This window comes from Pseudoalteromonas sp. S2721 (assembly GCF_005887425.1).
In the GTDB taxonomy this organism is placed as follows: domain Bacteria; phylum Pseudomonadota; class Gammaproteobacteria; order Enterobacterales; family Alteromonadaceae; genus Pseudoalteromonas; species Pseudoalteromonas simplex.
This window is the reverse complement of the sequence record NZ_PNCZ01000002.1, coordinates 22,475-35,025: the sequence shown is the minus strand read 5'-3', so window position 1 is coordinate 35,025 and position 12,551 is coordinate 22,475. Positions and strand designations below refer to the sequence as shown.

Genomic DNA, 12,551 nt, shown 5'->3' with positions numbered 1-12,551 from the left:
GCTGCCCGCCGTGTCAGTGGATGCGCATTATAGGGAGATGGATTTTTAACGCAAGCACTTTTTGTAGAAAACTAATAAAAACTTACCTTTCGCGCAAAAAACAAGCTAAAGGCAGTAAAAAACACAGTTTACTGTACAAAATACAGCCAACTTTTCTCGAGAGGATCTTAAGTATTATCGATAATAGGTAATACGCAAGTTTTTAAATAAAAAAAGCGCCACTATTTTTAATGGCGCTTTTATCAATCAACTCTTAATTAGTACAAGATACTATATAACTTACGACGGTACTTAGATGCCAAGGCATCGCCATCAGGTAAAGAAGCGATAATTTCTAGATAGGTTGGTTTTGCATCTGCGTAGTTAAGATCTTTTTTAAGTACATTAAATAACATCTCTAGTGCTTCTTCTTTACGACCCGCGCTATTAAGAGCATTACTTAGTTCTACTTTTATCTCTAAATCATTTGGGTATTTTTCAACTTTATCCTGCAGTGCTTTTATCTCTGGCGAATCAGTGGCAGCTAATGCTTGTTCACATTTTGCTTGAATATTTGTGAAATACGCATCACGTTCGTTTTCTGCAACCGAATCTAATAATGCTTGTGCATCTTCTAATTTATGAATTTGAATACAGATATCAGCTAAAACTAACTTTACACGTGTGTGATTTGGATCAAGTTCATAAGCCTGCTTTGCATAGTTAAAGGCATTATTTAGATCTTGATTAATTAACGCTTGCTTAGCTTGCTCTAATAATAACTCGTGTTGAGCTGGTAAATGTTTAGCTAGCGCATCGCGAATTTGCTGTTCTGTTTGAGCACCCGGTAACATATCGACAGGTGCTGAATCTTTTAACATCACAAGCGTTGGTAATGCTTGTAAACCAATTTGCTGCGCAAGTTGCCCTGCAAGAGCTTGCTCAACATCGCAATCTAATGTCGCTACTAATAAATGCTCACCATACTCATTTGCTATTTTCTCTAAAATTGCAGCTTGCTGATGGCACTCTGGGTTTTGTGCAGAGTAAAAAGTAAGTAGCACTAGCTTTTCAGCTGACGTTTCACCCAATGCTTGCTGCAAATTTTGTGGGGTAAGGTTTATCATATTATTCATTTGATTGATTGCACTATATAAGTATTTAGGTTTTTATATAGTGGCAAACATAACAATTACAAGCCCAACGGGTCGAGGTCATTATGAAATTATCTGCTATTTCTGCAGCTTTATTACTTCTTAGTCCATTCGCACAAGCAACAACGCTCGATTTAAACCTTCAAAAGACTATGCCTGAAATTGAAAAGCTCTATTTAGACTTACATCAATCTCCTGAGCTGTCTTACCATGAAAAAGAAACGGGCCAAAAGCTTGCAAAGCAATTAAAACAACTGGGCTTTACTGTTACAGATAATGTAGGTGGTTATGGCGTTGTTGGTATTTATGAAAACGGTGATGGCCCTACAGTAATGATCCGCACTGATACTGATGGACTACCAATTGTTGAGCAAACTGGAAAACCTTACGCTTCTAAAGTGACTGTAACAAATGATGCTGGTGCAACCGTTGGCGTAATGCATGGTTGTGGTCATGATATTCACATGAGTTCATTTATTGGCACAGCACAACAGTTAATGACACATAAAGATCAGTGGCAAGGTACGTTAATGATGGTCGCACAACCTGCAGAGGAAGTTGGCGGTGGTGCAAAAGCAATGCTTAAAGAAGGGCTTTTCACTAAGTACCCTACTCCAGATCATGTTATTGGTTTGCATGTAAGTGCAAGTGTTCCTGCTGGTAAAGTTAGCATGAAAACTGAATATACAATGGCAAGTGTTGACTCTGTTGATATTACAGTAAAGGGCAAAGGCGGTCACGGTGCCTACCCACACACAACGATAGACCCAGTTGTGATTGCTTCACGTATTGTATTGGCACTGCAAACTATTACTAGTCGCGAATTGTCACCACTCGAGCCGTCAGTGATCACCGTTGGCTCAATTCATGGAGGCTCTAAACACAATGTCATTTCAGATGAAGTAAAACTACAACTTACATTGCGTAGCTATAACCCTGAAGTTCGTTTACAACAAATCGCGGCAATTAAACGAATTACTAAAGGCATCGCATTAAGTGCTGGGCTTGACGAAAGCTTAGCACCAGAAGTCTATGTGCATGAAGATGAGTCAATTCCTTCAACTTATAACAATCCTGCACAAACCAATGTAGTGCGTTCAGCAATTGCTAACGCTATTGGTGAAGACAATGTACTTGAAACTGAAGCTGTAATGGCCGGTGAAGACTTTGGCCTTTATGGCCGTACAGAACAAAATGTGCCGATTACTTTGTTTTGGTTAGGCGGTGTTGAACCGAGTCAATATGACTCAGCAATGCAATCTGGCGCAACATTACCTTCTTTACACTCAAGTAAGTTTGCACCTGATTACAAAAAAGCACTTCCAACTGGAATTACAGCAATGAGTAACGCCGCGGTTGCCCTATTCAACAAAAAGTAGTTTAGGCTGACTTGGCTCTGGGCTTAGCCTTCCTTTTAAAACGTCGCTTTTGCGGCGTTTTTGGTAACTGGGCAAAGACTTGGCTATCGCATTGCTTGGCTTGCTCAACTAAAGCATGTAACTCTTCCAACAATGGTGTTAAAAATTGCTGATAACTCATATGCTGTTCAGCGATATTACCTAACGATGCTTCCCACTTAGCTGTTAAGTCAGGGCTAGCAAGCTGTTCTGGTAATGTACTTATGAGTGCTTTACCTGTTGCGGTAGCCAGAATGTTTTTACCCTGACGTTCTAAAAAACGGCGTTTAAATAAAAGCTCAAGAATACCGGCTCGCGTAGCTTCAGTACCAAGACCATCTGTTTCCTTAAGTATCTTTTTAATTTCTGGGTCTTTCACATACCGACTGATGCCTGTCATGGCACTTAATAAGGTCGCATCAGTAAAATGCGCTGGCGGTGTCGTCATTTTGTCTACTACTTCACCTTGATTGCAATGCAGCTGTTGACCTTTTTCAAGTGGTGGTAAGGTTTGCTCATCTTTTAACTCTGTTTTGCCCATTAATATTTTAAAGCCTAAGCTAACATCTTGCTTAGCTGCTGCTTTAAAAAGCCCACCCGCAATTTCAACCGTTATTTTGGTTTCGTTAAATAGATAGTCTGGATAAAATTGGATTAAATAATGACGACAGATCAAGCGATAGATTTTTTGTTCATCACTATTCAAGGACGCTGAGCGAAGTTGTTTTTCGGTAGGAACAATAGCGTGGTGAGCTGCCACTTTGCTGTCATTAAAACATTTACTCCGCTTACTGCTATCAGCTTGCTTACAAGCTTCAATTGCTTGACCTTCATTATTAGCGATGGCGGCAATAATACTCGCGGCATCTTTATGATGATCTTTTGGTAAATAGCGATTATCTGAACGAGGGTACGTAATTAACTTATGACGCTCATACAAGTTTTGGCAGGTATCTAGCACTTTTTGTGCAGGCATTGAAAACGCCTTTGCCGCATCAATCTGTAAAGCGGATAAATTATAAGGTAGCGGTGCCTGTTGTTTTTTTTGCTTTTGCTCAAGCTCAACCACTTTAGCTGGTTGATTAGTTATACGTGACACAACATTTTCAGCAAGCCCCCTATGCAATACTCGCCCTTCTTCATCTTGATAAGGTTCACATGCTTTACTTGGTTGCCACTTTGCAGCAAATGTTTGCTGATGCTGAGTTTCAAGGTGAGCTAATACTTCATAAAAAGGTTTCGCTACAAAGTGAGTGATTTCATTATCACGATTAACGACTAAACCTAAAATAGGCGTTTGAACACGCCCAACAGATAGCACATTGCCAAATCCAGCTTTTTGCCCAGCAAGCGTATAGGCTCGAGTTAAATTCATGCCAAATAACCAATCGGCACGTGATCGAGCTAAGGCAGACACACTCAAAGGAATAAAATCGCGGTTCGATTTCAAATTATTTAGTGCTTTTTTAACTGCACTTAAGTTTAAGTCGCTGATCAAGAGTCGTTGAATTTGCTGTTTTTTGGCTTGGCTAAGTTTAACCTGTTCGATCACTTCATCAACCAATAGCTGGCCTTCCCTATCAGGGTCGCCAGCATGAATTATTGTACTTGCCTGCTTAATGAGCTTTTTTAGTACAGTAAGTTGTTTGCGTGTTTTTGCTTTAGGTTTTAATTGCCATTGTTCTGGCACGATAGGTAAATGCTCAAATCGCCATTTTTTAAAACTTGCATCGTAATCATCGGGCTCTGCTTGCTCAAGTAAATGACCAATACACCAAGAGACACTATCTCCATTACCAAGCTCTATATAACCATCATGTTTTTTTTGTGGTTTTGGTAGAGCATCTGCAATGGCTCGTGCCAAAGATGGTTTTTCGGCAATGTAAAGTTTCATAACGCAACACTAAATACTGTTTTTATAAACAGTAGTCTAGCACAGGATTTTTAACGAAGAAACGCCTTAAGCTTGCTGGCTTCGTCGAGTAAAAAGATAGATAAGTGGTAGGTAACATACGACCACAGTACCAATATTGATTAGCGGTAGCAGGGTCTTATACATGTAAGTGCTGTAAGACAAATCCCAAAGGTGGCGGTCAACTAAACGGAACAGTTGCAAAATAGGCGCCATTATCACAACCAACTGCCCTAAAACACTTTGCCATAAGTAGACTTTATCTTTAATACCTAAGTAAGCAATGATTGCCATCCAAGCAATATCATTAAAAGCCCAAACGACATAGCGCCAAATATAAATGTCATCAAATTCACGTAAGCCGCTATGAATTAAGGTACCGTATAAAAAGAAACATGCAGTTATTACGGTAAAGTGGAATGCCTGCCAATCTTTGCGGAGGTAGAAAACGAAAATAGCAGGGCTCAGAATGAACACCCAGCTATTATTCAAAATTGAGATGGTATATACAAACCAATCAGGCAAAATTAACTAACCTTAATCTGTTTTACCATCATCGTCGCCACTACCATTACCAGGCATGTAGCTATATTTATCAACTTTTTTCATTTTTATTCTCTATTACATTTGTTAATGAGGCTTAACTTTAATTGATTTACTTCCTTACATCAATAGGTTCAGATTCGTGTGCTTTACCTTGCATAATAGAGATTTCAACACGGCGATTTCGCTTGCGATCTTCGTCGGTTACATTCGGTACTAGAGGCCTCGTTTCTGCGTGGCCGACTACCATCATACGGGACTTATCAAACCCTGGCGCTTTTTCCATTTCACTGGCAACTGCCACCGCACGTTTTGATGATAAATCCCAATTATTAGTATAAAGCTCATTCGATACTTGGAAGTCATCAGTGTGACCTGACACGGTTATTTCACCCGGCACATCTTTTAACAGCGTAGCAATATCACGAATAATAGGTTTAAATTTTGGCTGTAAAAAAGCACTACCCGATGGGAATGAACCATTCTCACGAATGCGAATAATAATTTGCTGGCCTAATGACTCGAGCTCAATCGCACCATCCATAATTTGCTGTTCTAGTTGCTGAGCAATTTTCTTCACAAGTTCATTTGTTTGTTCTTGATCAGCCGCAGAAATTGACTGTTCTAAAGCTTGTTGCTGAGCCGTACTTTGCGATTCACCACCACGTTTATTACCGCGCTGTTCTTGTCGACCACCGGCGGAGCTTTCGTCGCCAGCCTGAAACTCAAGCATTTGTTGTGTCATCTCAACGGTTTGTTGCTGAATCGTTTCAATAGGAGTAGGTTCAGGTTTACCCGGAGTGAACTCCATGGCAATGACCGAGGTTCCCTTTGGAATATCTTTTACTTCAATTTTATTTTGTACACCAAAAGCAAACTTCATGGAGCCGGCAATTTGCTTAAACTTCAGTACGTCCATTTCTGAGAAAGCAAGCAAGAGTACAAAGAAGCACATTAATAATGACATTAAATCTGCGAAGGTTCCCATCCATGCAGGCAAGCCTGGTGGAGGACATTTGCACTCTTCATCTGACATGCTCTACTCCTCGGTATCAACTTTACGTTTTGATTCGGCTAAGTAGTTTTTCAAAATACCCTCAATTACTTTCGGGTTCTGACCGTCTTGAATACCTAGCACCGCGTCAAGAATTAAGCGTTGATTAAGGGCTTCTTCGTCTTTACGCAGTTCTAGTTTTACCTGAATTGGAATAGCGACAACGTTTGCTAAGAAAGCACCATAGAGAGTTGTTAAAAGGGCAACTGCCATTGCTGGGCCGATTGCCTTTGGGTCATCCATGTTTGATAACATAGCAACCAGACCGATTAGCGTACCGATCATACCCATTGCAGGAGCAATATCGGCAAGTGATTTGAATAAACCAGCACCGAGTTCATGACGGTTAGCAGTAAGAGAAATATCTTTTTGCAGCGTGGCGCGAACGACATCAGCATCATGACCATCCACTAACATATCGACCCCTTTACGCATAAAACCGTTGGGGATTTCAGCTTCTTCTAATGCTAAGAAGCCACCTTTACGTGCAGAATCAGCTAATTCTACTGCTTTTTCAATTAATTCTTCCGGAGATTCGATTTTGAACATAAAAGCTTTTGCTGCCACTTTACCTATGCCCAAAAATTGCCCCATGGTGAAATTTGATAATACAATAAAAATCGAACCACCAAATACAATGACCACCGAAGGCGTGTTGTAAAACATTGCAACTTGGCCATCACTACTTAACACCATCGACATAGCAATTAAGCCTATGGCACCAAGAATACCTATTATGGTTGCTAAATCCACATACCCCTCCAGAGGAACAATTACACGATACACTCAAGTATCAAATTTTTATTATTAACTGCTTATCGGCAAGCAGTTGAAATACTTAAATCATTAAATGAATTAATTTTATTTTAATGTAAGATTTTTAAGCTACAAGTTTAAGCTGTATTTAAAATCGTAAAAATAGCATACTAAAAATGAATTATGCGTAAAAAAACACATCATTCTTTGACCTAGTTTAGCATTCCCCCTAAAATTGGCCTCACTTTCTAACAGCTATCGAGGCCACAATGGCAACAAAGAAACCAGAAAACTTAAGCTTTGAAGAAGCACTGGATGAATTATCTCAAATTGTTGCACAAATGGAGCAAGGTGAATTGTCACTGGAACAATCACTAAAACAATTTGAACGCGGCATTGCGCTAGCAAACGCTTCGTCTGGTAAGTTACAACAAGCCGAACAAAAAGTTGCCATTTTAATGGGTAACGATAGCCAAGCGCCTCTTAGCAATTTTGATTCAAACTTGGACTAATTAAGTGCAATTAAAAGAACAATTACAACGCGCTCGTGAAGACGTTGAAGCACATTTAAATCGCTATTTTGAACAGCCACTTAATACCGAAAAAAACATCAAAGAAGCCACCCACTACGGTGTTCTAAATGGTGGTAAACGCTTACGTCCTTACCTTGTATATGCAACGGGCCGGATGATGGGCGCGGACAAGGCCGATCTTGATATTCTTGCCGCCGCTATTGAGTGTATTCATAGCTATTCTTTAGTTCATGATGACTTACCAGCAATGGATGATGATGACTTAAGACGTGGCCGCCCTACCTGTCATATTGTCTATGGCGAAGCACAAGCCATACTCGCAGGTGATGCCTTACAAACACTGGCATTTGATTTAATCGCTAACCATCAATTTGCTGTTTCTGCGAGCCAGCAAGTAAAAATGATTGCCTCATTAAGCAAAGCCTCAGGTATTGAAGGTATGGTAGGTGGGCAAGCACTGGATATTGAAGCGACCGATAAAGAAATTACAGTTGCTCAGCTAGAGCGCATTCATCAGCTAAAAACGGGTGCCTTGCTTAATTGTGCAATTACACTCGGTGCATTGAGTGCAAAAAGCTGTGATGAACATACACTCGCGCAATTAAACCTATTCGGTCAAGCAATTGGGCTGGCCTTTCAGGTACAAGACGATATCCTTGATGTAGAAGCTGATACTGAAACATTAGGTAAGCCACAGGGTTCCGATGTTGCTGCAAACAAAGCAACCTACCCTGCTTTATTAGGGATGGCAGGCGCAAAGCAAAAAGCACAAGATTTGCTGGCTCAAGCCCATCAAGCTCTTGAGGCTATTGATTACGACACCAGCGAATTGGCGAGTCTTGCAAGCTATATTGTTGAACGCAATTATTAATACCTAAAAAGAAAGACAAAATAACTAAAAAATCGGAGCGGCAATGGGCTATAATGCACTCTGGTTAGCGAAGGATGTATAAAAAATCATGACACTTGATAGTAGCAAGTATCCATTATTAAGTTTGGTTGACGAACCAGCACAACTGCGTGATTTAGCGCAAGACAAGTTACCTGCGTTTAGTAAAGAGTTACGCGAATACCTACTTAACTCAGTTTCGCAAAGTAGTGGTCATCTAGCATCAGGTTTAGGCACTGTTGAGTTAACAGTTGCACTGCATTATGTTTATAACACTCCTGAAGATCGTTTAGTTTGGGATGTGGGTCATCAAGCATACCCGCATAAAATCTTAACGGGTCGTCGTGACCAAATGCATACTATTCGTCAAAAAGACGGTTTACACCCATTCCCATTCCGTGAAGAAAGCCCATACGATACTTTCAGTGTTGGTCATTCGAGCACCTCAATTTCAGCAGCCTTAGGTATGGCCATTGCTGCAGAAAAAGAAGGTAAAGATCGTAAAACTGTTGCTGTTATTGGCGATGGTGCGATCACTGCTGGTATGGCATTTGAAGCAATGAATCACATGGGTGATGTTAATCCTAACGTGTTAATTATCTTAAACGATAATGAAATGTCGATTTCAGAAAACGTGGGGGCACTCAATAACCACTTTGCCCGAATTTTATCTGGTAGCTTCTACACCAATATTCGTGAAGGCAGTAAAAAGCTCCTTTCTGGTTTACCGCCTGTGAAAGAACTTGCTAGCCGCATGGAAGAGCACCTAAAAGGAATGGTCATTCCGGGTACGTTCTTTGAAGAGTTAGGCCTAAATTACATCGGCCCAATCGATGGTCATGATGTAAATATGTTGGTTGATACCTTACGTAATATGCGTAACCTTAAAGGCCCACAGTTACTACATATTAAAACGCAAAAAGGTAAAGGTTATAAGCCTGCTGAAGCGGATCCAATTGGCTACCACGGCGTACCAAAATTTGATCCGAGCATGTCGAAATTACCAAAATCAAAACCGGGTGCTGCCACATTCTCAAATGTGTTTGGTGACTGGTTATGCGATATGGCAGCCCAAGACGACAAGCTAATGGCAATTACCCCTGCGATGCGTGAAGGTTCAGGCATGGTGCGTTTTTCAAAAGAGTATCCTGCGCAATACTTTGATGTGGCGATTGCTGAACAACATGCTGTAACGCTTGCAGCAGGCCTCGCTTGTGAAGGGTTGAAGCCTGTTGTTGCTATTTATTCAAGCTTTTTACAACGCGCTTACGATCAACTTATCCACGATGTAGCATTACAAAACTTACCTGTTTTATTCGCTATTGACCGTGCAGGTATTGTTGGTGCTGATGGTGAAACTCACCAAGGCGCCTATGACTTAAGTTTTATGCGCTGTATTCCTAATATGATTATTATGGCGCCAAGCGACACTAACGAGTGCCGCCAAATGCTTTACACTGGCTACCAATGCAATCAACCTGTTGCTGTTCGTTACCCACGTGGTAGTGCCGGCAATTGTGATGTTGAATCAACAATGAGTGCGATTGAAATCGGTAAAGCGCGTAGTATCAAACAAGGTAGTAAAGTGGCCATCTTGTCGTTCGGTACGCTGTTAGAGAGCGCCAAAGTAGCCGCAGATGAGCTAAATGCAACAGTGATTGATATGCGCTTTATCAAACCTCTTGATACTGAAGCTATTAATGAGTTACTTAGCAGCCATGATGTCATTGTTACTTTAGAAGACAATGCCATTGCAGGCGGTGCGGGTTCTGCTGTGAATGAATATTTGGCTGCAATCAAAGCCGATGTGACTATCTTAAATTTAGGTATTCCAGATGAGTTCATTAAGCATGGCACACAAGATGAAATGCACGCTGAGATGGGCCTAGATGCCAATGGCATCTTAACTCGCATTAAAGAGTTCATGGCTTAAAAACTATACGCAATTCATTAAAAAGGAGCCTCATGGCTCCTTTTTTATTATTTAAAAACATACACATAAAAAATAACTTACCTATTTTCTATTTTCTTGCATCCAATATCTTTAGCTAGCCGTTTATTCATTGAGGTTAACTCGTGAGCACGTATTTTGTCGTTAAACAATACAGGTTGTTTGTTCACATTTGATGGAATATTTAAAAGGTATAGACAAATGAATACGATTAAAAGTAAAGCTATTAAAGATCAACAACTCGCTAATTCAAAACTATCTAAGGTCATGTTTTCTGCCATTGCTCTTGCTGTGATGCTGGGTATTACAGGGTGTGATGGAGATGATGGTAAAGATGGTGCTATGGGAGCTCAAGGTGCAGCAGGGCAAGACGGTACTAATGGTGTCGATGGCCAAAATGGCGCTGACGGTCAAAATGGCGCTGATGGTATGAATGGCAACGATGGCGCTCCTGGCTTTGCATCAGCAACATTTATATTAGCGAACAATGGCTCTGATAATGCGGGCACTATCAACCTCATTGATCAAAATGCCGCTAAACTCACAACATTTAATACTGGTGCTAATGAAGGTGTTGTTTTCGATAGCTTAGGTAATTTAGTGCAAGCTGCTGATTCTGGAAATGGAGCACTGAGTACCGTATGCCAAGTGTTAAACCGTGCAGATGGCATGTACACCAATAATATTGATCGTACGTTAACTGGCACAAACACCACACTTGTAAATCCGAAGGGCATACATATCTCTAATAAATATGGTCTTGTTTTTATTGCTGATTTTAATGCTATGCAAGTAACTGTATTTGGTAAAGAAGCTGCAGGCGATGTAGCACCATTAGCAACAACGGTAACTGATGCAACACCATGGGATCTTACGTACGATGAAAATAATGATCGTCTTTACGTCGCACTAACTAATGGTGATGTTGCTGTTTACGACAGTTATGTAATGGGTGGTTTTGCTGCAACACCAACTCGAACCATTACACCAAGTGATGAAACTGGTACAAAAATCTCAGTCAATATTCATGGTATTGCTTTAGATATGACTAGTAACAAGCTTGTGCTGTCTGATGTAGGTAGTGCATCTGATGCAACAGATGGTGCACTCTTTGTAATTTCAAATGCTGCTCAAGCAGATGGTATGGTAGCGGTTGACCGTCATATAGCAGGCCCAATGTCTATGCTCGGTAACCCTGTGGATATAAGTCTTACTGGCAGCGACTTGCGTGTGGCTGAAAAATCAAATGATGCAGTTTTAGTATTTAGTAATATATTTGCAGGCGAAAGTGGTGATGTATCACCAGATCTCATCACGCCAACAACAAAACCTGAATCAATAACAGAAACCGTTATGCATAATAATATGCAAGATAGCTCTGATAGTATTATGGTTAACATGCCCCTGCTCGGTGTAGCTGTTAGTAGTAATCCAGGAACAGTAGGTCCGACAACAGGTCAAATTAGTCGTTTAAACGCACCTTTAACAGCCGAACTGGCAACGTATAATGCAAATCAAACAATTGAAAGTGTGGCATTTGATAAGTCTGGCACCAGCTATGCAACATTTGATGATGCAGTTACATCGATGGGTGGTATCGTTATTTCAAACAAGGTTGCAACACAGCGTAACGGCGAGAGTTACGCAACCAACCAAGATAGAACAATCATGGGAGCAAGTACTGGTATTATCTCACCAAAAGGTATTGATATAGCTTCAGATACAGGCATGATTTTTGTTGCTGAATTTAATGCAACAACGCCTGGTGTTCTCATTTTCTCTAGCTGCGCAACAGGTGATGTAAGCCCATTAATGACCCTAACACCCAGTGCTAGTGCACGCCCTTGGGATGTAGACTATGATCCATCAACTGACAGAGCATTTGTTGCACTTACCAATGGCACTATTGCTGTTTTTGATGAAGTGAAAAGCAAGTGGATGTCAGGTATGACAACCATTACAGGTGAAGATCGTTTAATTACCCCTGCATCGGGCGGCACTGCATTTGCTGCACCAACCAATATTCATGGTATTGATTACGACCCATTAAGTGACTCACTAATAGTGTCTGATGTTGGTTCTGCAGCCGATGCCACCGACGGGAAAATTTATGTGATTAATAGTGCCGCTATGGCCAGTGGTTTAACCAATGTAAGTGTAAATATCGCAGGTCCTGCAAGCCAATTAGGTAACCCTGTCGATATTATGTATACGGGTAATGATTTATATGTTGCCGAAAAATCAAACGGCCTAGTTATGCGCTTTGATAATATTTTAAATAGCCCTAGCGGTGACATTGCAGCAACGGTGAGCTACTCCTTTACCGCCCCAGAGTCTGTGGCTGTTTTACCAGCTTGGCTTAATCACTAACCATCAAAAGGTG

Annotated in this window: 10 protein-coding genes; 5 read left to right on the top strand and 5 right to left on the bottom strand. The window is 40.8% G+C overall.

Translation table 11 applies throughout. The annotated features are described in order from the left end of the window. Positions 1 to 257 precede the first annotated feature (257 nt). Positions 258 to 1,115: a tetratricopeptide repeat protein gene (locus CWC02_RS00515; protein ID WP_138615828.1), complete on the bottom strand. Its 858-nt coding sequence runs from the start codon at positions 1,113 to 1,115 to the stop codon at positions 258 to 260. Between the two features lie 83 nt (positions 1,116 to 1,198). On the opposite strand from CWC02_RS00515, the gene CWC02_RS00510 reads away from it, so the two are divergent. Then, positions 1,199 to 2,512, top strand: coding sequence for a M20 metallopeptidase family protein (locus CWC02_RS00510; protein WP_138600420.1), 1,314 nt, complete (start codon positions 1,199 to 1,201; stop codon positions 2,510 to 2,512). A gap of 1 nt (position 2,513) precedes the next feature. Here CWC02_RS00510 and CWC02_RS00505 read toward each other — a convergent pair whose 3' ends face one another. The 4 genes from CWC02_RS00505 to pomA all read right to left on the bottom strand — a co-directional run bounded on the left by CWC02_RS00505 (position 2,514) and on the right by pomA (position 6,792). Then, positions 2,514 to 4,424, bottom strand: a complete 1,911-nt coding sequence (locus CWC02_RS00505) for a DNA topoisomerase III (RefSeq protein WP_138615825.1) — start codon at positions 4,422 to 4,424, stop codon at positions 2,514 to 2,516. 66 nt (positions 4,425 to 4,490) lie between these two features. After that, the gene (locus CWC02_RS00500; protein ID WP_138600416.1) at positions 4,491 to 4,967 is read right to left on the bottom strand and encodes a hypothetical protein; all 477 of its coding nucleotides are present in this window, start codon (positions 4,965 to 4,967) and stop codon (positions 4,491 to 4,493) included. A 130-nt stretch (positions 4,968 to 5,097) separates the two neighbouring features. After that, positions 5,098 to 6,021 carry a flagellar motor protein MotB gene (locus CWC02_RS00495; protein ID WP_138615823.1) on the bottom strand — a complete coding sequence of 308 codons (924 nt, stop codon included), beginning with the start codon at positions 6,019 to 6,021 and terminating at the stop codon, positions 5,098 to 5,100. A gap of 3 nt (positions 6,022 to 6,024) precedes the next feature. Next, positions 6,025 to 6,792 carry a flagellar motor protein PomA gene (gene pomA, locus CWC02_RS00490; protein WP_054552564.1) on the bottom strand — a complete coding sequence of 256 codons (768 nt, stop codon included), beginning with the start codon at positions 6,790 to 6,792 and terminating at the stop codon, positions 6,025 to 6,027. Positions 6,793 to 7,064: 272 nt separating this feature from the next. On the opposite strand from pomA, the gene xseB reads away from it, so the two are divergent. The 4 genes from xseB (at position 7,065) to CWC02_RS00470 (ending at position 12,538) form a co-directional block, all read left to right on the top strand. Continuing rightward, entirely contained in the window at positions 7,065 to 7,307 is a 243-nt protein-coding gene (gene xseB / locus CWC02_RS00485; RefSeq protein WP_054552565.1) for an exodeoxyribonuclease VII small subunit, read from the top strand. Between the two features lie 4 nt (positions 7,308 to 7,311). Further along, positions 7,312 to 8,199, top strand: a complete 888-nt coding sequence (gene ispA / locus CWC02_RS00480; RefSeq protein WP_138615821.1) for a (2E,6E)-farnesyl diphosphate synthase — start codon at positions 7,312 to 7,314, stop codon at positions 8,197 to 8,199. 88 nt (positions 8,200 to 8,287) lie between these two features. Continuing rightward, positions 8,288 to 10,150: a 1-deoxy-D-xylulose-5-phosphate synthase gene (gene dxs / locus CWC02_RS00475; protein WP_138615819.1), complete on the top strand. Its 1,863-nt coding sequence runs from the start codon at positions 8,288 to 8,290 to the stop codon at positions 10,148 to 10,150. A gap of 285 nt (positions 10,151 to 10,435) precedes the next feature. Continuing rightward, positions 10,436 to 12,538 carry a collagen-like protein gene (locus tag CWC02_RS00470; RefSeq protein ID WP_138615830.1) on the top strand — a complete coding sequence of 701 codons (2,103 nt, stop codon included), beginning with the start codon at positions 10,436 to 10,438 and terminating at the stop codon, positions 12,536 to 12,538. The last annotated feature ends 13 nt before the right edge of the window (positions 12,539 to 12,551 follow it).

Excerpts from the sequence above, each read along its gene's own strand:
- CWC02_RS00510 (WP_138600420.1), top strand. The coding sequence starts at position 1,199 with ATGAAATTATCTGCTATTTCTGCAGCTTTATTACTTCTTAGTCCATTC.
- CWC02_RS00470 (WP_138615830.1), top strand. The coding sequence starts at position 10,436 with ATGTTTTCTGCCATTGCTCTTGCTGTGATGCTGGGTATTACAGGGTGT.
- CWC02_RS00515 (WP_138615828.1), bottom strand. The coding sequence starts at position 1,115 with ATGAATAATATGATAAACCTTACCCCACAAAATTTGCAGCAAGCATTG.
- CWC02_RS00505 (WP_138615825.1), bottom strand. The coding sequence starts at position 4,424 with ATGAAACTTTACATTGCCGAAAAACCATCTTTGGCACGAGCCATTGCA.
- CWC02_RS00495 (WP_138615823.1), bottom strand. The coding sequence starts at position 6,021 with ATGTCAGATGAAGAGTGCAAATGTCCTCCACCAGGCTTGCCTGCATGG.
- xseB (WP_054552565.1), top strand. The coding sequence starts at position 7,065 with ATGGCAACAAAGAAACCAGAAAACTTAAGCTTTGAAGAAGCACTGGAT.
- dxs (WP_138615819.1), top strand. The coding sequence starts at position 8,288 with ATGACACTTGATAGTAGCAAGTATCCATTATTAAGTTTGGTTGACGAA.